Genomic DNA, 19455 nt, shown 5'->3' with positions numbered 1-19455 from the left:
CGAGTGGCCTTTTTCGTTTCCGAGTATTGATCTTCCTCAGCTTCACATAAGCCAAGCGGGCCTATGCTGGAGACACCTGCCACAGATGCAGGACATTACCGAGGAAGCCTGTATGAACTGGAAGAACACCCCACCACGCTATGGGAGTCTGTCCATCGGCCTGCACTGGCTGATGCTGATTCTGATCGCCGCCGTCTACGCCTGCATCGAACTCAAGGGCAATTTCCCCAAAGGTAGCGATACCCGCGAGCTGCTCAAGCAGTGGCACTTCATGCTCGGCCTGAGCGTCTTCGCACTGGTCTGGCTGCGCCTGCTGGCTCGCACCCTCAGCCCAACCCCGGCCATCGAACCTGCGCCACCAAGCTGGCAGAACCTGCTCGCCAAGCTGATGCACCTGGCCCTGTACGCCCTGATGATCGGCGCACCGCTGGCCGGCTGGCTGATCCTCAGCGCCGCCGATAAGCCCATCCCCTTCTTTGGTCTGGAGCTGCCGACACTGATCGGCCCGGACAAGGAACTGGCCGGGCAGATCAAGGAACTGCACGAGCTAGCCGGTACCGCCGGTTACTGGCTGATCGGCCTGCACGCGGTCGCCGGCCTGTACCACCATTACGTAGCGCGCGATAACACCCTCACTCGCATGCTGCCGGGGCGCAATTGAGGTGACGACGCCTCTGGTCAAGTGCCCGAACCGCCGCTAGAATTGCGCACTTTTTGATCAGAGGCGCCCACGAGGCGCCCGTTAGAGGTTAGCCCGCATGTCCACCGCCACCCCGAAAGTCGGCTTCGTCTCGCTCGGATGCCCGAAAGCAACCGTCGACTCCGAACGCATCCTGACCCAACTGCGCATGGAAGGCTACGAGATCGTACCGACCTACCAGGATGCCGACGTGGTGGTGGTCAATACCTGTGGCTTCATCGACAGCGCCAAGGCCGAGTCGCTGGACGCCATCGGCGAGGCGCTGGCGGAGAACGGCAAGGTGATCGTCACCGGCTGCATGGGTGTGGCCGAAGACAGCATTCGCGACGTACACCCGAGCGTGCTGGCCGTCACCGGCCCGCAGCAATATGAGCAGGTGGTCAACGCCGTACACGAAGTCATCCCACCGAAGACCGAGCACAACCCGCTGATCGACCTGGTGCCGCCGCAGGGCATCAAGCTCACTCCGCGTCACTACGCCTACCTGAAGATTTCCGAAGGCTGCAACCATACCTGCAGCTTCTGCATCATCCCGTCCATGCGCGGCAAACTGGTCAGCCGTCCGGTGGGCGATGTGCTCAGCGAAGCCGAGCGCCTGGTCAAGGCTGGCGTGAAAGAGCTGCTGGTGATCAGTCAGGACACCAGCGCCTACGGCGTCGATATGAAGTACAAGCTGGACTTCTGGAACGGCCAGCCAGTGAAGACGCGCATGCTCGAACTGTGCGAAGCGCTGTCGTCGATGGGCGTGTGGGTGCGCCTGCACTACGTCTACCCCTACCCCAACGTCGATGACGTTATCCCGCTGATGGCTGCCGGCAAACTGCTGCCCTACCTGGACATCCCGTTCCAGCACGCCAGCCCGAAAGTGCTCAAGTCGATGAAGCGCCCGGCCTTCGAAGACAAGACCCTGGCGCGCATCAAGAAGTGGCGTGAGATCTGCCCTGAGCTGACCATTCGCTCCACCTTCATCGTCGGCTTCCCTGGCGAGACCGAGGAAGACTTCCAGTATCTGCTGGACTGGCTGACCGAAGCCCAGCTCGACCGCGTCGGCTGCTTCCAGTACTCCCCGGTCGAAGGCGCACCCGCCAACGACCTGGGCCTGGACGTAGTACCTGACGACGTAAAGCAGGAGCGTTGGGAGCGCTTCATGGCGCACCAGCAGGCGATCAGCTCTGCGCGCCTGCAGGCCAAGATCGGCCTGGAGATGGACGTGCTGATCGACGAAGTGGACGGCGAAGGCGCCGTAGCTCGCTCCTGGGCCGATGCCCCGGAGATCGACGGAAGCGTGTTCATCGACTCCCCCAACGTCAAACCGGGCGACAAGGTGCGCGTGCGCATCGTTGATGCCGACGAGTACGACATGTGGGGCGAGTTGGTCTGACCAACCTGCGCCCTGAAAAGCCCCGCAGCATGCGGGGCTTTTTCTTTCCCGGCACCACAGCTTCTTGCCGGTACAATGACCTTCTTTTTGTCGAGCGCCGTCATGAGCGAATCCACCCGCCTGTCCAAACGCGTCATCGAACTGTTCGGCTGCTCGCGCCGCGAGGCCGATCTGTACATCACCGGCGGCTGGGTGACGGTGGACGGCCAGGTGGTCGAGGCGCCGCAATTCAAAGTCGAGGGCCAGCGTGTCGAGCTACATCCAGATGCCACGCTTGCAGCGGTAGAGCCGGTCACCCTGTTGGTGCATGGTGCGACTGGCTGTAACGCCGCACAGTTGCAGCACCTGCTGGTGCGTGAACGACACTGGGAAGAAGACCCGCACGCCCAGCGCATCCTACATGGCCACTTCCTGCGCCAGGAGCAGAGCCTGCCGCTGCAGACCGGTGCCAGCGGCCTGATAGTGCTCAGCCAGGACTGGCGCACACAACGCAAGCTGCGCGAGGACGCTGCCAAGCTGGAACAGGAATACCTGGTCGAGGTTGCCGGCGAGGTAGCCGCCAGCGCACTGGAACGCTTGAAGAAGGGCTGGCTGCACAAGGGCACGCAATTCCCGCCCTGCAAAGCCAGCTGGCAGAGCGAACAGCGCCTACGCTTCGCCCTGAAGAATCCGGCCCCTGATCTGCTGCGGCAGCTCTGCACGGCGCTGGGCCTGAAAGTGCTGAGCATGAAGCGCATCCGCATCGGCGGCGTACCCATGGCCAAGCTGCCTTCCGGGCAGTGGCGCTATCTGGGCGAGAAGGAACGATTCTGAAGCAGAGCTGTAGTAGGCTTGGCCTGCAAATGCCGTAGGGCGGGTGCAACGCGCCATAGCCCACCCGGCGGGTTGCACCCGCCCTACCCGCTGAGGCTCTGCCCTCGCGCTTCCATGTTAGGTTCACTTCTCACGCACAGGAGATCGGCATCATGCGCCCCCTGCTTCTTACCATCCTGCTCGCCCTGAGCCTCTCTGCCCTCGCCGCGCCAGCCCCCTTCTTTCTCTGGCAGAGCAAGGTCGACGGTCACCTGACATGCGCCCAGGTCAGCCCTGGTGACGGCTGGATTCGCTTCACCGGCCCGTTCCGTGATGCCGGTTGCCGGGTCGCGCACGACGCGCCTGTGCGCAGCCGCTAAGAGAACGCCATGCAGCATCTGGTTTCGCCTGTCGGTATCGTGCGCTCCTGCTTCAAGGAAAAATTCGCCATCCCCCGCCAGCCGCACCTGGCGCCGGCCGCGCGCGGGATACTGGAGTTGCTGCCACCTTTCGATCAGGGCGAGGCGGTGCAGGGGCTGGAGCAGGTCAGCCATGTCTGGCTGCTGTTTCTGTTTCACCAGACACTGGAAGACAAACCACGCCTCAAGGTGCGCCCACCCCGCCTGGGCGGTAACCAGTCGGTTGGCGTATTCAGCACCCGCGCCACCCACCGCCCTAATGGCATCGGCCAATCGGTGGTGCGCCTGGACAAGGTCGAACCGGGACGGCTGCACCTGTCCGGCATCGACCTACTCGACGGCACGCCGGTGCTGGATATCAAGCCTTACGTGCCCTATGCCGATTGCGTCAGCGATGCGCATAACACCATGGCCGATGCCGCGCCACGGCTGATCCCGGTGGATTGGCATGGCGATGCATTGTCGTCTGCGCACCAGCACGCGCAACGCCTGAGCGAGCCGCTGGTGGAGCTGATCGAACAGTGCCTGGCGCAGGACCCACGTCCGGCCTATCAACAGCCGGAGCCGGAACGACGCTATGGCGCGCGGTTCTGGGATCTGGACGTTCACTGGCACTACCCCGAGCTGGGGCGCATCCGGGTGCTGGATGTGCAGATGGCGAGTCGCGACTAAAGCCCCTCCCACAAAGCGCGAGAGCCTCTGCATGAGCAAAGCCCTCACAGGGCGCTGATTCCGCGGGGCTGCAGCCGTGACCAGAGAAAACGCATGAGGCGTCATTTCGGCCGACAATGATGCCTGCATTCCCCGCTGCCAGGCCCTAGGGTGAAGCCCTCACCATCTCGCGAGGCCTTTCCATGCATCCCTACTTTTCCCTTGCCGGGCGCACTGCTCTGGTTACTGGCGGCACCCGCGGCATCGGCCTGATGATCGCCAAGGCCTTCGTCGAAGCCGGCGCCCACGTCTATGTCTGCGCGCGCGATGGCGAAGCCTGTGCGCAGACCGCCGCTGAACTCTCGGCACTGGGCCAGTGCAGCGGTATCGCCGCCAACCTGGCCAGCGAGGAAGGCGTGCAGGCGCTGGCGCGCGAGCTGGGCGAGCGTATCGAGCGCCTGGACATTCTGGTCAACAACGCCGGTACCACCTGGGGCGCACCGCTGGAGAGCTACCCGGCCAAGGGCTGGGAAAAGGTCATGCAGCTCAACGTCACCTCGGTGTTCGGCTGTATCCAGCAGTTGCTGCCGCTGCTGCGCAAGGCCGGCTCGACGGACTACCCGGCGCGGGTGATCAATATCGGTTCGGTGGCTGGCATCAGCGCCATGGGTGAACAAGCCTATGCCTACGGGCCAAGCAAGGCGGCGCTGCATCAACTGTCGCGCATGTTGGCCAAGGAGCTGGTCGGCGAACACATCAACGTCAACGTGATCGCCCCAGGGCGCTTCCCGAGCAAGATGACCCGTTTCATCGCTGAGGACGAAGCCGCGCTGGCCGCCGATACGGCAGTGATTCCGATGAAACGCTGGGGCCGTGAAGCAGAAATGGCCGCCTTGGCCCTGAGCCTGGCTGGCAGCGCCGGCGCCTATATGACAGGCGCCATCATCCCCATCGACGGCGGCTTTCACCTGGGCTGAACTGCAGCGCTGTGCTTGGCCCACCCTGCGGGAGGTGGGCCTTCAACGCGACGGATTGAGCGCCAGCATGTCAGCTTCGATGGCGTCCTGACGCTCGATCAGCGGCTCCACCAGCGGCCGGCTGGCGAGGAAATGCGCGGTTTGCGTGTGCGCCTCGAAGGCCGCCTCGTCGACGTACACCTCGTACAGCCAGACCAGATCGGCGTCGCTGCGGTCACGCATCACGTCGAAGGTCAGACAGCCCGGTTCGTCGCGCACCGAAGCGGCGGCGTTGACCTGCATGGCGTCCATAAACGCCTCGAAACTACCCGGTTTGAGTTGGGTTCTGAGTAATAGTACGTACACGACAACCTCCATTATGTTTTATATTTGAAAAATAATTGTATACATAACGGAGTTTGAAAAGATGCTCGAACGCCCATCTCGCCTCAACGGCCTGCGCCACCTGGCTCTGCTGGTACCCAATCTGGAAGCGTGCGAACGCTTTTATGTGGATGTGCTGGGCATGCAGCTGCTACACCGCGCCAACGAAGACCTGGTCTACCTTACTTGCGGCAATGACAACCTCTCGCTCGGCCGCGCCTATGCCGAGAGCCACGGCGTACCACTGGTCGATCACTACGGTTTCATCGTCGACAGCGTCAAGGAGCTGGATGCCTGGTACCAATACCTCAAGGCTAGCGGGGTGACATTGCTGGATCGTCCCTTCGACCATGGCGACGGCGCACGCAGCTTTCACCTGCTGGACCCGGCCGGCAACAAGATCCAGCCGCTCTACCATCCGGCAATATCGGGCCAGCGTTTCAGCCCGGCCTGAGCCTGAACCTGCAGGGTGCCGTGAAGAGCGCTTGCACTAAAATGCTCAGTAGGTGCTGGTGCGCACAGCGCACCCTACGTTCTGCATCGACCAGGCTCAGGTACGGAACTGCCGCACCAGGCCCTGCAGTTCCACGCCCAGGCGAGCCAGCTCGGCGCTGGACGCGGCGGTCTGCTCACTGGCGGTAGCGCTCTGCTCACCGATGTCGCGCACGCGGGTGACGCTTTCGTTGATCGCTTCGGCCACCGCGCTCTGCTCCTCGGCGGCAGCGGCGATCTGCTGGTTCATCTGCTCGATGGTACTCACCGCCTGGGTGATACGGCCCAGCGCATCGCCGGCTTCACCGGCCAACTCGACGGTGCGACGGGTCAGGTCGCGGCTGCTGTCCATCTGCTGCACGGCGCCTTTGGCCATGCGCTGCAGGCCGGCGATCAGGCTCTCGATCTCCTCGGTGCTCTCCTGAGCGCGCTTGGCCAACGCTCGCACCTCGTCGGCGACCACGGCAAAACCACGGCCCTGCTCACCGGCGCGCGCCGCTTCGATGGCCGCGTTGAGTGCCAGCAGGTTGGTCTGCTCGGCAACGTTGCGAATCACCTCCAGCACACTGCCGATACGCGCGCTTTCCTGGTTCAGATCGGCAATGGCCTTGGCCGATTGCTCCACTTCGCTGGCCAGGCTGTCGATCTGATCAACTGCTTGCTGCACCACGCGATTGCCCTGCTGCGCCTCCAGATCGGCATCACGCGCAGCCAGCGAAGCCTGCTCGGCGTTCTGTGCCACTTCCTGCACGGTAGCGGCCATCTGGTGCATGGCGGTGGCGGTCTGTTCGGTTTCCAGTTTCTGCGTCTGCACACCGGCGCTGGTTTGCGCGGTGATCGCGGACAGCTGCTCGGCCGCCGCAGCGATCTGTCCGACGCCACCACCAATGCGGCTGACCAGATTGCGCAGGCTGACGGTCATGTCCTGCATCGCAGCGAGCAGTTGCCCGACTTCGTCGCGGCGCTCCTGCGGGATGTCCTGGCTGAGATCGCCCGCGGCAATGCGCTGGGCGAAGGTCACGGTCTGACGCAGCGGCGCGACGATCAGGCGGGTGATCACCAGCGACGCGCACAGGCCCAGCACCACGGCAGCCAACCCCATGATGCCGAGCATCACCAGCGCACGCTGGGTATCGGCGAGCATCTGGGTTTCGGCACTGGCCTGGGCCGACTCAGCCAGATCGACGACCGAGCGCGCGCGCTCGATCATGGCCTTCTCGGTGGCCTGGTTCTGCTCGCGCAGTTGCTGGTAGTAGAGGAAGGAGCGCTGGTACAGGGTCAGCGCTTGCAACGCGGTTTCGATGGCTGCCTTCTGATCATCGTTGAGCCAGACGGTCAGGCTGCGAGCGACGGTTTGCAGGTCTTCGCTGATGTACTCCCACTCCTCCAGCGCTTCGGGCGAGCTATCGATGATGTACAGGCTTTCCTGGCCACGCAGGTCGAGCATGCGCTTGCTCAGGCCGGATGCGGTTTCCGCCAGGGTCAGCGGGTCGCTGCCTCGCAGGCGGTCGCCCTGCAGGCGCAGTTCACGCACCGCGTCGTACATATCCAGCTCGATCACCTCGAACTGATCACGGGTTTCACCGGCAGCGGTGCGCATGTCCTGACGAGCCTCACGAGCCTTGCCTTGCTGCTCGACATAGTTGTCGAACTGCTTCAGGTACTCGGCGGTGGCCTGCTGCATGGTCTGCACCCGCGTGTTTTCGGCCGCATCCTTGCCCAGGTGCTCCAGCATGTTCTGCACCTGAAGCAGACTGTCGCGCACACGCGCAGCGCTTTCCGGGGTCTGCTCGATGGCGAAATTGCGCTCCAGGCGACGCGCCTGAAGGATCTCCTGGTTCACCTGCGCCAATTCCCCCACCTGCTCATGCCCATGCAGCACCGCCTGAACGGCCAGGTATCCACTACCGGTCATGGCAGCGGTGAGCAACAGCACCAGGCCGAAACCGATGAAGAGTTTCTTGCCCACGGCAAGGTTGGCGAAAAAGCGTGCGGCAGGCTTGAACATAAGGGGCGACTCCAGTTTCTTCTTATACAGCCGCGCATCGTGGCGCGACCTGGTCGACTGACTACGCAACTGCTATGCCATGTCGAGTCCGGTTTATCGGCAGGAGAGTGCCACCGCTTGAGTGCTGGCAATTCGCCAAGCCATGTTGCTCAGCGTAGCCAATGAAATCATCCGAACCGGCAATGATCCGCTTATTGGCGCCGACTTAATGGCGAAATCCCGCCTACCGCATCGGTATCAATAAAAAAGGCGCAGCCTCTGACGAAGCTGCGCCTCTCGAATCGAGCCGCGATCAGCGCCCAACGAGCGCCGGCATCACTCTGGGTCGCAGGATTTCGCCGGCCACGGCCAGCAGACCAATAGCACTGGCGATCCAGTACCACTGCACGACAGGGTCGAACATCAGCCAACCCAGGGCATGCAGGAATACCACCATGATCAGCACCGGGCTGACGTAACGCACCATGAACAGCCACAGCGCGTAGCCCGCAGGCGGCAGACCCAGTTCATCACGCATGATCTCGCCGCGCAGCGCATAGCCCGCCAGCACCACCATGAAGATGCCACCGAGCGGCATCATCCAGCGCGATGTGAGGTAATCCAGCCAGTCGAAGAGGTTCTTGCCCAGCGGTGTCCAGCCCGCCAGCAGGTTGAACGACAGCATCGCCAGCAGGCTGATCACCAGCAGCGCCGCGCCGGCCCCCATGGCCGCATGCAGGCGGCTGATGCCATGTTTCTCGTTCAGGTAGGCCACGGTGGCCTCGATCATGGAGATCGCCGAGGTCAGCGCGGCAATCGACACCATGGCGAAGAACAAGACGCCGAAAGCGGTGCCGAATGGCATCTGCTGGAAGGCCAGCGGCAGGCTCATGAAGATCAGCCCTGGTCCGGCGCTCGGGCTCATGCCGTTGGCGAAGATGATTGGGAAGATCGCCAGGCCGGCCAACAGCGCCACGCAGGTGTCGCAGAGGGCGACGACGAAGGTGGTGCGGGCGATGGACTGGCCATCCGGGATGTAGGAGCCGTAGGTGAGGATGGCACCCGAGGCCAGGCTGAGGGTAAAGAAGGCGTGCCCCAATGCCGCCAGCAGCGCCTCACCGGTGATCTTCGAGGCATCGAAGTGGAACAGAAAACCGAAACCGGCGCTGAAGCTGCCGCTGGTGAACGCATAGCCGACCAGCGCCACCAGCATCAGGGCCAGGCCCGGCATCATCCAGCGCACCGCATTTTCGATGCCCTGCTGCACGCCCTTGGCCACGATCCACAACGTCAGCAGCGCCACCAGCACGCTCCAGCCGCCCAGTTGCCAGGGGTTGGCGTTGTGCGCCTCGAACACGCCACCCAGCGCCTCGACGCTGGTGGCCGCCAGCGAGCCGTCGAGCATCTTCCACGTGTAGGCGAAGGCCCAGCCCGCGACGACCACGTAGAAGCACAGGATCATGAAACCGGCGAGCATGGCCATGCCGCCGACCGCCTTCCACAGCGGATTGCCGCCGCTCTCGCGTACCACGCGGCCGATGGCGTCGATGGGGCTGCCACGACCACGGCGACCAATGGCGATCTCAGTCATCATCACCGGAATGCCGATGGCCAGGATGCACGCCAAGTACATCAGCACGAAGGCGCCGCCGCCGTACTCGCCGGTGATGTAGGGGAATTTCCAGATATTGCCCAGGCCGACGGCCGAGCCGGTTGCAGCGAGGATGAAACCCCAGCGCGAGAGCCAGAGGTTCTTCGGTTTTTCACGGGTCATGCGTCACCTGTTTGTTTTTATCTGTGACGGAATCGGACCCGCCGCGCTTGTGGCGCAGCGGAATGCAAGGCTTGGGTGAAGCCGAAGGTGTCACTGAGCGTCGGCTTGTGCCTCCGGTGCGGCCAGTTGAAAGGCCTCCAGGGGTTCACAGCGCGCCGCCATGGCGACAATGCGTGGGTACGCGGCAAGGTCACAGTTAAAACGCCGCGCATTATACAGCTGCGCAATCAGGCAGGCTTCCAGATATCCAGGCCGCTCGCCGAGCGACAGACGCCCGTCGAACACGGTAAGTCCCTCCTCCACGGCGGCCAGGCCCAGGGCGACCCAATGCCGATACCAGGCGTTCTTCGCCTCATCGCTGGCGCCCAGCTCAGCGCTCAGGTACTGCAGCACCCGCAGGTTGTTCAGCGGGTGCACGTCACAAGCGATATGCAGCGCCAGCGCCCGCACCTGGGCGCGCTCGGCCGGGTCAGCCGGCAGCAGCGCCGGCACCGGGAAGATTTCTTCGAGGTACTCGATGATCGCCAGCGACTGGGCGATGCGCACGCCGCCGTTTTCTTCGTCCACCAGCAGCGGCAACAGGCCCTGCGGGTTGAGCGCGCGGTAGTCGGCACCGTGCTGCTGCCCGCCGTCCTTGACCAGGTGCACCGGCACCTGCTGGTAGGCCAGTCCCTTGAGGTTCAGCGCGAGACGCACGCGATAGGCAGCGCTGGAGCGCCAGTAGCCGTAGAGCTTCAACATTGTGAATTCCTTGCAAAACGCAAACCGTAGGAGCGGCTTCAGCCGCGATGTTTTCAGCACGTTCAAGGCTGATCGCGGCTGAAGCCGCTCCTACAATTCATCTGGCGTCGTAGCGCTCCACCACCTGATCGATGGCGCCGAAGAGGCTTTGCCCGACGACATCGAACATCTCGATGCGCACCCGGTCGCCGAACTTGAGGAACGGCGTTTTCGCCTCGCCCGACTCGACGATCTCCAGCATGCGTTTCTCCGCCAGGCAGCTCGAGCCCGCACTGCGGTCATAGTTGGACACGGTGCCCGAACCGATGATGGTGCCGGCGCCCAGCGGGCGGGTCTTGGCCGCGTGTGCCACCAGGGTTGGGAAGTTGAAGGTCATGTCCACACCGGCGTTCGGCTGGCCGAACAGCGCACCGTTGATGTGCGACACCAGCGGCCGGTGCACCTTGCCGTCCTTCCAGCTCTCACCGAGTTCGTCCGGGGTGATGGCCACCGGCGAGAAGCTCGACGACGGCTTGCTCTGGTAGAAACCGAAGCCCTTGGCCAGCTCGCCAGGAATCAGGTTACGCAGCGACACGTCGTTGACCAGCATCAGCAGGCGGATATGGCCATCCGCTTCGGCTGGCGTGGCGCCCATCGGCACGTCGTCAGTGACAATCGCCAGTTCGGCTTCCAGGTCGATGCCCCAGGCTTCGTCGGCCAGGCGTATCGGGCTGTGCGGCGGGATGAAGGCATCGGCACCGCCCTGGTACATCAGCGGGTCGTGCCAGAACGACTCCGGCATCTCGGCGCCACGCGCCTTGCGCACCAGCTCGACATGATTGACGTAGGCGCTGCCATCCGCCCAGTGATAGGCACGCGGCAACGGACTGTGGCAGGCGGCCTGATCGAAGTCGAACGCGCCCTCTTCCATGCCATCGTTGAGGCGCTGATAGACTGCTTCGAGCTTGGGCCGGGCCACGGCCCAGTCGTCCAACGCCGCCTGCAGGGTGAAAGCGATCTGCGGCACAACTACGGCACGGGTGAGATCGCGGGAAACGACGATCAGCACGCCATCGCGGCCTTGGTTCAGTGATGCGAGTTTCATGCTCAAACCTCGTAGGGTGCGCCGTGCGCACCATTGCAATCAGAAATCCGTGTGCAGCTACATACCCGGCGCGCGCCAGGAGTTGACGTACTCGGCCACGTCCACCGCAGCAGCGGCATCGCTCACTTCCAGGGCGCGGCGGGTGTCGATCATCACCGCCACCTCGTCGATGAAGGTGGCCGGATCTTCCTGGCTCTTCTTCAGTGCCTTGGGGTGCGGCCCATGGGGGAAGCCGCACGGGTGCAGGGTGACCATGCCCTGCTCGATGTTGTCGCGGCTGAAGAAGTTGCCACGGTGGTAGAACAGCACTTCGTCGTAGTCGTCGTTGTTGTGGAAGAACGGCACCTTGAGCGCACCGGGGTCGGACTCCACCGGGCGCGGGGTGAAGGTGCAGATCACGAAACCATTGGCAACGAAGGTGGTGTGCACCGACGGCGGCAGGTGGTAGCGGTGGCTGACCAGCGGGCGAATGTCGCGCCAGTTCAGGCGCACCACGGTGTTGTCGCCGTGCCAGCCGACCACGTCCAGCGGGTTGTAGGGATAGGTCACGGTGCTGATCTGGCCGCGCCGTTTGATGCGGATCTGCCAGGTGTTTTCGTCCTGCTGCGCCTTGAAGGCGTCGTCGATGTGCGGATGCTCCAGCACCGCCAAATCGAAGATCGCCTGCGGGCCGAGCAGGCCCTTGTCCGGCAACTGATAAGCGCCGTCGCTGTTCTCGATCAGCAGGAAGTAACTCGGCGTGCTGGCCTCGATACGCCAGGCAGTGCCGCGCGGAATCAGCAGGTAGTCGCCATCGCGGTATTCCAGATGGCCGAAGTCGCAATAGAAGTGCCCGCTGCCTTCATGCACGAACAACAACTCGTCGCCGTCGGCATTGCGCACCAGGTGGCGCATGGCGCCGTGGGTACGCCAGACGCGCAATTTCACGTCGGCGTTGTGCAGCGTCAGCGGCGCCGCCAGCGGGCAGTCGCGCTCGCTGGGGATGTCGTTGAAGTTGAACGCGTGCGGGCGCAGCGGGCCTTCCCAGTCGATCCAGCCGGTGGGCGGATGCTTGTGGTGCAGGTGCGCGGTGGGGCCGAAGAAGCCTTCGCGGCCCATTTCGCGCTCGTAGGTGCCCTGCGGCAGATCGCAGTGCGCCTGGCGCGAGCACTCGCCTTCACGCAGGGGAAAGCGGATCCATTGACGGCTCATGGCATCACTCCTCGGAGATCACACCGCGACGCAGTTGGTCTTCCTCGATGGATTCGAACAAGGCCTTGAAGTTGCCCTCACCGAAGCCCTGGTTGCCCTTGCGCTGAATGATCTCGAAGAAGATCGGGCCGATCACCGTGTTGGTGAAGATCTGCAGCAGGATGCCGTCATCGCCAGGCGCGCCATCGATGAGGATGTTCAGCTCACGCAATACGTCGGTCGGCTCACCATGGCCGGCGACGCGGCTGTCGACCTTCTCGTAGTAGGTGTCCGGGGTGGCCATGAAGTCCACGCCGTTGGCACGCAGCTGGCGCACGGTGGCGTAGATGTCGTCAGTAGACAGGGCGATGTGCTGGATGCCTTCGCCGTGGTACTCGCGGATGAATTCCTCGATCTGCGACTTGTCATCAGCCGACTCGTTGATCGGGATGCGGATCTTGCCGCACGGCGCGGTCATGGCGCGGGAGAACAGGCCGGTGAGCTTGCCTTCGATATCGAAGTAGCGGATCTCGCGGAAATTGGCGATGCGCTCGTAGAAGCCGGACCACACGTCCATCTGCCCGCGACGCACGTTGTGGGTCAGGTGGTCGATGCACTGCAGACCAACAGAGTTGTCGTTGGCGCTGCGGCCTTCGATGTACTCGAAGTCGACATCGTAGATGCTCTTGTCGCCGTAACGGTCGACCAGATACAGCAGCGAGCCGCCGATTCCTTCGACGCAGGGGATGTTCAGCTCGCCGAAGTTGGCGTGACTGCCCACCAGCGTGGCGCCCTGCTGCTCGACGTAAGCCGCAGCCTGGGCCGCGTTCTTGACCCGGAAGGCCATGGCGCAGGCGCTGGGGCCATGCTTCTCGCCGAAGGCACGCACATGCCCGGTGGGGCTGCCGTTGAGCACGATGTTGATATCGTTCTGCTGGAACAGCCACACCTCTTTCGAACGGTGCTTGGCGGTTTCGGTGAAGCCCATGGCGGTGAACAACTGGCGCAGTTGCTCGATACCTTCGGCATTCGGTGCGGTGAATTCGACGAATTCGAAACCGTCGGTTCCGATGGGGTTGTGCTGCTCTATCTTGGCCACGGCGTTCATCTCGCCTCCTGATTGTCATTGTTATGGCAAGCGCACGAATGCGTTGCGGACAACCCCATGACAACCGAGCGCGGAACCGACCTCAAGATGGCTTGCGGCACCTGGACGCAGTGGCCGCGATCAGCAGTGGCAAATTTTCCTTACGCCTCCCTGGCAAGGCACGCAAAGCCCTGGCATGCGTAAAAAAATCCTTACACGGTGGCCAGCCGGCTTGCCGCTATCACTCAGCTCGGGCGCGAGAAGCTGTAGGCCCGCTCTACCTTGGCCACGCGAGTGGTGAAGGCGGCGTACCAGTCGGCGCGCCCCTGCTCGCGAACGGCGCTGTGCTCGGCCTGCTCGCGCCAGGCGCGAATGGCCTCCTCGTTCTGCCAGTAGGACAGGGTGATACCCAGGCCGTCGCTGCGCGCCGACTCCACACCGAGAAAGCCGGGCTGCTGCGCGGCCAACTCCAGCATGCGCTGCGCAGCCTCGGCATAACCGGCGTCCACCTCCGTGCGCACCGAGGTGAACATCACCACGTAATAAGGTGGCTCCGGTGTGGCGGCGATCACGACGCCACGGCCAGGTGTGCTTCGTGCACCGATTGCACCGCACAGGCGCCGACCAGACCAGCGACCAGCGGCGGTAGACGACCATCCAGTGCCGCGCGCTCGGGCTGGAACAGGGTAGCGATGAAGAACGGATGATCGTCCAGCTCGATGGCCCGCACGGCCCCAGCCTGGTCATGCCCGGAGGCCTTCAGCGCCTGGGCCATCAGCGGTTCGACGAAGGCATCGGCCAGGCCGTAGCGGCACAGGTACTGCTCGCTGATCTCACGTACACCGTAGAGCTCGGCAATGCGCGAGCCGGAAACCAGGTGCACGTGCTCGCTGACGTCGAGCAAGGCACAGCTAAGCGGCGCGATCAGAGGGTGCTGCGCTTGCGGCGAGAGCTCGGCGTGTTCGGCCTCTGTCCAGCCCAGACGGTTACGCGCGTATTCCAGCAGCGCATGCTGGAAGCCGCCACAGGTGCCCAGGAACGGCACGCCCTGCTCGCGCGCGAAATGAATGGCGCGCAACGCGCCTTCGGTCGCGGCATAGGGGCTACCGGGCACGCACCAGATACCGTCGTAAGCCATCAGGGTGGCGTCATCGACGAGACCGTCGGTGGCCAGCCAGTCATGTTCGACCGCCACACCCAGTGCCTCGCTGGCCAGGCGCAGCGCCTCGGGAATCGCGCGGTGCGCGGCAATCGCCGCATTGTAGTCACCTACCAGAGCGACCCTGACTCGACACTTGCTGTACATACGCACTTCCCCCTCTTGCATGGCGGTTTGCCTGCCACTATAAGATGGCGCTCACGCAATAATAATTGGCGAATAGACAAGCAGAGATTGCAGCCATGCAATATCAAATCGATCATACCGACCTGTCCCTGGTACTCGCCCTGGTGCGTGGTCGCTCCCTGGCGCGCGCTGCAGAACTGATGCAGGTCGATGTATCGACGGTGTTCCGCGCCGTGCGTCGGCTGGAGGCTGCTTTGGGTGTGGCGCTGTTCGAGAAGAGCCGACGCGGCTATGAACCCAGCGAAACCGCTCGCGCCCTGGCCGAGCAGGCCGAACGCGCCGAACAGGCGCTGGATGCCGCGCGTGTAGCGCTTGAACTGGGCAAGCAGGTGGTCAGTGGCACGGTGCGGCTGACCTGCACCGATGCGGTCTTGAGCAGCCTGCTGCTACCGGCGCTGGCGCGCTTCATGCCCAGCTACCCGGCGCTGGCGCTGGAGCTGGTGACCTCCAACGACTTCGCCAACCTGAGCCGGCGCGATGCCGACCTGGCCCTGCGCCTGACCAATGAGCCGCCGGAGCATCTGGTCGGCCGGCGCCTGGCCAGCGTGTCCTACGTCGTTTGCGCCCGTGATGATGAGCAGGATCGCAGCGACCTGGCGCGGCAGAGCTGGATTGCCCCGGACGAAGCGATGCCGGATCACGCCACGGTGCTCTGGCGCCTGCGCGAATTGCCGGGTGTCACCCCCAACTACCGCTGCAGCAGCATGTACGCCGTCGCGCAACTGGCACGCGCCGGACTGGGCGTCGCCGCCCTGCCCGATTTCGTGCTGCGCGCCCACCCCGAACTCAAGCCACTCGGCCCACCACTGGCCAGCTGCGACACCGAACTCTGGTTGCTGACCCGCCCGGATTGCCGCGCCTTGCGCTCGGTACAGACGCTGTTCGAGGAATTGAGCGAAGCTTGGATGATGCCAGGCTAAGACAGGTCCAGTGGAGAGGTCACCCCGTCGCGGCTGAAGCCGCTCCTACCTATCCCATAGAAGCGGCTTCTGATTCGTAGGAGCGGCTAGGCGGCATTCCGTTTCAGCCCCAAAGAATAGGCACCTCAACCCTGCTGCAAATGCCCATAGAGCTTGGCGTACAGGCCACCTTCGGCGATCAGCTGCTGGTGGTCACCATCCTCGGCGACGCTGCCGCCATCGAACACCAGCACGCGATCCGCCTGCTTCACCGCACTGAGGCGGTGGGCGATGATCAGCGTGGTGCGACCTTCAAGGAATTGCGCCAACGCTTCATGCAGGGCGTACTCGGTGGCGGCATCCAGTGCCGAGGTCGCCTCATCGAGGATCACCACCTTCGGTTCGGCCAGCACCATGCGGGCAATGGCCAAGCGCTGGCGCTGCCCGCCGGACAACCGCACCCCGCTACGCCCGACCACGCTGTCCAGCCCTTGCGGCAGCTGCGCGATCGTGTCGTGGAGCTGGGCGATGCGCAGCGCCTGCCAGCAGGCTTCGTCGCTGCGCTCACGGCCCATGGTCAGGTTGGCGCGCACCGTGTCGTTGAACAACGCCGGGTGCTGCAACACCACTGCGACGTTGTCACGCACGCAGTCCAGGCCGATCTCCTCCAGCGCGCTGCCGCCGAAGCGAATGCTGCCGGCCTGCGGCGTATACAGGCCCAGCAGCAGCTGTACCAGGGTGCTTTTTCCACCACCGGAGGCACCGACGATGGCGACCTTTTCACCGGGGCAGATGGACAGATCGAGGCGGTCCAGCACCGGCTCCTCGCCATAGCCGAAGGTCAGCCCACGCACCTCGATACCCACCGTGTCGCGCCCTTTGAAGGGATCGACACGCCCGTCGTACTGCGGCTCATCCTTGCGCGCCAGCAGTTCGTTGATCCGCGTCAGCGCGCCCCCTGCGGCATAGAAGGCGTACTGCAGGCTGAGCAACTGCTCGACCGGGCCGATCATGAACCACAGGTAGCTGAATACCGCCAGCATCTGGCCGATGGACAGGTCGGAGAACAGCACGGTGAGCATCGCCGCAGCGCGAAACACATCGATACCGAACTGGAACAGCAGGCCGCTGGCACGGTTGGAGGCATCGCTCTTCCACTGTGAAGCCACGGCATAGTCACGCACCTCACGCGCCCGACCGCCAAGGCGGCCGAGGAAATAGCCCTGACGATTACCGGCACGCACCTCCTGAATCGCTTCCAGGGTCTCGCTCAGCGCCTGGGTGAAACGCGACGTGCTGTCGTTCTCCAGCTTCTTCAGGTGCTTGACCTTCTTGCCCAAAAGCACGGTGGCGTAGATCACCAGCGGGTTGAACAGCAGGATCAGCAGCGCCAGTTGCCAGTGCATCCAGATCAGAATGGCCGAGGTGCCGACCAGGGTCAGCACCGCCACCAGGAAGCGGCTCAGGGTCTCGCCAACGAATTTGTCCAGGGTTTCCAGGTCGGTGACCAGGTGGGTGGTCACCGTGCCGCTGCCCAGGCTCTCATACTCGCCGAGGGAGATGCGCTTGAGGCGCTCGATCAGACGCATGCGGATGCGATAGACAATGTCCTTCGATAGCCTGGCGAACAGCCGCGCCTGCAACACGTTGAAGATCAGCGCCGAGCCGCGCAGCAGCAGGGTCAGCACTAGCATCAGGCCGATATAGCCGGCTGCCGTTTCCCACTCGGTCGGCAGGAAGTTGTCCATCACCTTGAGCGCCGCATCACCGTCATGCAGCAGCACTTCGTCGACCAGCAGCGGCAACAGCAATGGAATCGGTACGCTGCACAGGGTCGCCAGGACGGCAACCAGATTGGCCAGGATCAGTGCTTTCTTGTGACGCAGGGCCAGGCGACGAATTTCTGCCCAGCTCAACCGATCAGGCATTGGCAGCGCGCTCCAGCCAGCGGCTCAGCAGCGGCGATAGCACTTCGAGCGGCTGGTAGCCGTTGGTCAGCAGCGCCAGTTGGCCATCGCGCTCGGCGAGCAGCGTGGGGAAGCCGGCGATACCCAGATCCTGCACCCAGGTGAAGTCGGCAGCGGTCGCCTCCTGCATGGTCTGGCTGTCGAAGGCCTCGGCGAACTCGATACGCGGGATGCCCGCCTGTTCGGCCAGTTGCACCAGCACGCCGGCCTGGGTGACATCGGCACCCTCAGTATAGAAGGCCTGCTGGATCAGCCTGAGCAGCGTCCAGGCACTCGGTGCATGCAGGTTGCGGGCGGTCACCAGCGCGCGGCAGGCAGGCTCGGTGTCATACACCATCCCTTCCGGCAGACCGTGCTCGAAATCGAACAGCTGACCGGTGCTGGCATTGACCGCCTGCCAATAGCCCAGATAGCGCACCCGCGCGGCGGCATCGACGGCCACCTGATCACGGCGCAGGCCGCCCACCACGATCTGCAGCGGTACCTCGGCAGCGGCCGCCTGCTCGGCGAGGGCTTCGACTACAGGTGCAAAACCCCAGCACCAGGAGCACATCGGGTCCATAACGTAGAGCAGATGGCTAGCCATGATCAGGCCTCGTTCAGTTGGCGGGGGTCGCGGCCGATGGGATGCGGCTGGTTGCGCTGGCGCGCCAGTTCGATCTGCTTCTGCCGCTCGCGCGCGCTTTCGCGGGTTTTCTCCGGCAGCGAATCCCAGCAATGCGGGCAGCTCACGCCGGGGCTGTAGAACTCGGACTGACGCTCTTCCACGGAAATCGGTGTGCGGCAAGCGTGACACTGATCGTAGTCGCCTTCGGAGAGGTCATGGCGCACGGTCACGCGATTGTCGAAGACGAAGCAGTCGCCCTGCCACTTGGTCTGTTCCTGCGGCACTTCCTCCAGGTATTTGAGGATGCCGCCCTTGAGGTGATAGACCTCTTCGAAGCCCTCGCCAAGCATGTAGCTGGAGGCTTTCTCGCAGCGGATGCCGCCGGTGCAGAACATCGCCACCTTCTTGTGCTTGCTCGGGTCGAAGTGCTCGCGGATGTACTCGGGGAACTCGCGAAACGACTTGGTCTTGGGGTCGATGGCGCCCTCGAAGGTGCCGATGGCCACTTCATAGTCGTTGCGCGTGTCGATCAGCAGCACCTCGGGATCACTGATCAGGGCGTTCCAGTCCTGCGGCTCGACATAGGTGCCAACGCGCTGGTTGGGGTCGACGCCGGGCACGCCGAGGGTGACGATCTCTTTCTTCAGCTTGACCTTGGTGCGATAGAACGGCTGCTCATCGCAATAGGATTCCTTGTGATCGATATCGGCCAGACGAGCATCCAGATGGAACCAGGCGAGCAGCGCATCGATAGCGGTGCGGGTGCCGGACACGGTGCCATTGATGCCCTCTTCGGCAAGCAGTAGGGTGCCCTTGATGTCATTGTCGATCAGGGTTTGCAGCAGGGGTTCGCGCAGCGCCTCGTAGTCCGGCAGGGAGACGAATTTATACAGCGCCGCAACGACGATCTTGTCGGTCATGAACAGTTCTCTCAGTAGTCGCCCACGTAAAGGGCGGACTGGGGTGACATGAAAAACGCCGGCATGAGCCGGCGCGGACGGATTGTAGCAAAGCAGGGA

At 63.6% G+C, this 19455-nt stretch carries 20 protein-coding genes; 8 read left to right on the top strand and 12 right to left on the bottom strand.

Annotation, left to right across the window (positions count from 1 at the left end):
* The first annotated feature begins 112 nt into the window (after positions 1-112).
* The 6 genes from BM059_RS21805 (at position 113) to BM059_RS21780 (ending at position 4920) form a co-directional block, all read left to right on the top strand.
* Positions 113-661, top strand: a complete 549-nt coding sequence (locus BM059_RS21805; protein ID WP_074941366.1) for a cytochrome b — start codon at positions 113-115, stop codon at positions 659-661.
* Between the two features lie 97 nt (positions 662-758).
* Positions 759-2081 carry a 30S ribosomal protein S12 methylthiotransferase RimO gene (rimO, locus tag BM059_RS21800; RefSeq protein WP_074941323.1) on the top strand — a complete coding sequence of 441 codons (1323 nt, stop codon included), beginning with the start codon at positions 759-761 and terminating at the stop codon, positions 2079-2081.
* A 102-nt stretch (positions 2082-2183) separates the two neighbouring features.
* Positions 2184-2894 carry an rRNA pseudouridine synthase gene (locus BM059_RS21795; protein WP_074941322.1) on the top strand — a complete coding sequence of 237 codons (711 nt, stop codon included), beginning with the start codon at positions 2184-2186 and terminating at the stop codon, positions 2892-2894.
* Between the two features lie 152 nt (positions 2895-3046).
* The gene (locus BM059_RS21790; RefSeq protein ID WP_037005577.1) at positions 3047-3253 is read left to right on the top strand and encodes a hypothetical protein; all 207 of its coding nucleotides are present in this window, start codon (positions 3047-3049) and stop codon (positions 3251-3253) included.
* Between the two features lie 9 nt (positions 3254-3262).
* The gene (tsaA, locus tag BM059_RS21785) at positions 3263-3964 is read left to right on the top strand and encodes a tRNA (N6-threonylcarbamoyladenosine(37)-N6)-methyltransferase TrmO (protein ID WP_074941321.1); all 702 of its coding nucleotides are present in this window, start codon (positions 3263-3265) and stop codon (positions 3962-3964) included.
* Between the two features lie 182 nt (positions 3965-4146).
* Entirely contained in the window at positions 4147-4920 is a 774-nt protein-coding gene (locus BM059_RS21780) for an SDR family oxidoreductase (RefSeq protein ID WP_074941320.1), read from the top strand.
* Between the two features lie 42 nt (positions 4921-4962).
* On the opposite strand, the gene BM059_RS21775 is transcribed toward BM059_RS21780, so the two are convergent.
* Positions 4963-5265 carry a putative quinol monooxygenase gene (locus tag BM059_RS21775; protein WP_037005580.1) on the bottom strand — a complete coding sequence of 101 codons (303 nt, stop codon included), beginning with the start codon at positions 5263-5265 and terminating at the stop codon, positions 4963-4965.
* A gap of 61 nt (positions 5266-5326) precedes the next feature.
* Between BM059_RS21775 and BM059_RS21770 the strand changes: the two genes are divergently transcribed.
* Entirely contained in the window at positions 5327-5737 is a 411-nt protein-coding gene (locus BM059_RS21770; RefSeq protein WP_037005581.1) for a VOC family protein, read from the top strand.
* A 96-nt stretch (positions 5738-5833) separates the two neighbouring features.
* Here the strand turns inward: BM059_RS21770 and BM059_RS21765 are convergent, their stop codons facing one another.
* From BM059_RS21765 to BM059_RS21730, 8 genes are all read right to left on the bottom strand, one after another.
* Positions 5834-7783 (bottom strand): methyl-accepting chemotaxis protein, encoded by a 1950-nt coding sequence (locus tag BM059_RS21765; RefSeq protein WP_074941319.1) that lies wholly within the window; start codon positions 7781-7783, stop codon positions 5834-5836.
* Positions 7784-8075: 292 nt separating this feature from the next.
* Positions 8076-9536, bottom strand: a complete 1461-nt coding sequence (locus BM059_RS21760) for a sodium-dependent transporter (RefSeq protein WP_074941318.1) — start codon at positions 9534-9536, stop codon at positions 8076-8078.
* A 90-nt stretch (positions 9537-9626) separates the two neighbouring features.
* The gene (gene maiA, locus BM059_RS21755; protein WP_074941317.1) at positions 9627-10277 is read right to left on the bottom strand and encodes a maleylacetoacetate isomerase; all 651 of its coding nucleotides are present in this window, start codon (positions 10275-10277) and stop codon (positions 9627-9629) included.
* Between the two features lie 97 nt (positions 10278-10374).
* Positions 10375-11361 carry a fumarylacetoacetate hydrolase family protein gene (locus tag BM059_RS21750; RefSeq protein WP_074941316.1) on the bottom strand — a complete coding sequence of 329 codons (987 nt, stop codon included), beginning with the start codon at positions 11359-11361 and terminating at the stop codon, positions 10375-10377.
* A 57-nt stretch (positions 11362-11418) separates the two neighbouring features.
* Positions 11419-12552, bottom strand: coding sequence for a homogentisate 1,2-dioxygenase (locus tag BM059_RS21745; RefSeq protein WP_074941315.1), 1134 nt, complete (start codon positions 12550-12552; stop codon positions 11419-11421).
* Positions 12553-12556: 4 nt separating this feature from the next.
* On the bottom strand, positions 12557-13639 hold the full coding sequence (gene hppD, locus BM059_RS21740; RefSeq protein WP_074941314.1) for a 4-hydroxyphenylpyruvate dioxygenase: 1083 nt from the start codon (positions 13637-13639) through the stop codon (positions 12557-12559).
* 224 nt (positions 13640-13863) lie between these two features.
* Positions 13864-14190, bottom strand: a complete 327-nt coding sequence (locus BM059_RS21735; protein ID WP_037005589.1) for an antibiotic biosynthesis monooxygenase family protein — start codon at positions 14188-14190, stop codon at positions 13864-13866.
* On the bottom strand, positions 14187-14924 hold the full coding sequence (locus tag BM059_RS21730; RefSeq protein ID WP_074941313.1) for a CTP synthase C-terminal region-related (seleno)protein: 738 nt from the start codon (positions 14922-14924) through the stop codon (positions 14187-14189). Before BM059_RS21730 ends, BM059_RS21735 begins: the two co-directional genes overlap by 4 nt.
* Positions 14925-15019: 95 nt before the next feature.
* Between BM059_RS21730 and BM059_RS21725 the strand changes: the two genes are divergently transcribed.
* The gene (locus BM059_RS21725) at positions 15020-15883 is read left to right on the top strand and encodes a LysR family transcriptional regulator (protein ID WP_074941312.1); all 864 of its coding nucleotides are present in this window, start codon (positions 15020-15022) and stop codon (positions 15881-15883) included.
* 125 nt (positions 15884-16008) lie between these two features.
* Here the strand turns inward: BM059_RS21725 and BM059_RS21720 are convergent, their stop codons facing one another.
* Genes BM059_RS21720 through trhO form a run of 3 tightly spaced genes read right to left on the bottom strand, consistent with a single transcriptional unit; the run spans position 16009 to position 19356 of the window.
* Positions 16009-17790 (bottom strand): ABC transporter ATP-binding protein, encoded by a 1782-nt coding sequence (locus BM059_RS21720; protein WP_074941311.1) that lies wholly within the window; start codon positions 17788-17790, stop codon positions 16009-16011.
* Positions 17783-18415, bottom strand: coding sequence for a DsbA family protein (locus tag BM059_RS21715; protein WP_074941310.1), 633 nt, complete (start codon positions 18413-18415; stop codon positions 17783-17785). Before BM059_RS21715 ends, BM059_RS21720 begins: the two co-directional genes overlap by 8 nt.
* A 2-nt stretch (positions 18416-18417) precedes the next feature.
* Entirely contained in the window at positions 18418-19356 is a 939-nt protein-coding gene (trhO, locus tag BM059_RS21710; RefSeq protein WP_074941309.1) for an oxygen-dependent tRNA uridine(34) hydroxylase TrhO, read from the bottom strand.
* Positions 19357-19455 lie beyond the last annotated feature (99 nt).

Source organism: Ectopseudomonas composti, assembly GCF_900115475.1.
GTDB classification, from domain to species: Bacteria; Pseudomonadota; Gammaproteobacteria; order Pseudomonadales; family Pseudomonadaceae; genus Aquipseudomonas; species Aquipseudomonas composti.
The sequence above is the reverse complement of the archived record's forward strand: the minus strand, read 5'-3'. Positions and strand labels throughout refer to the sequence as shown.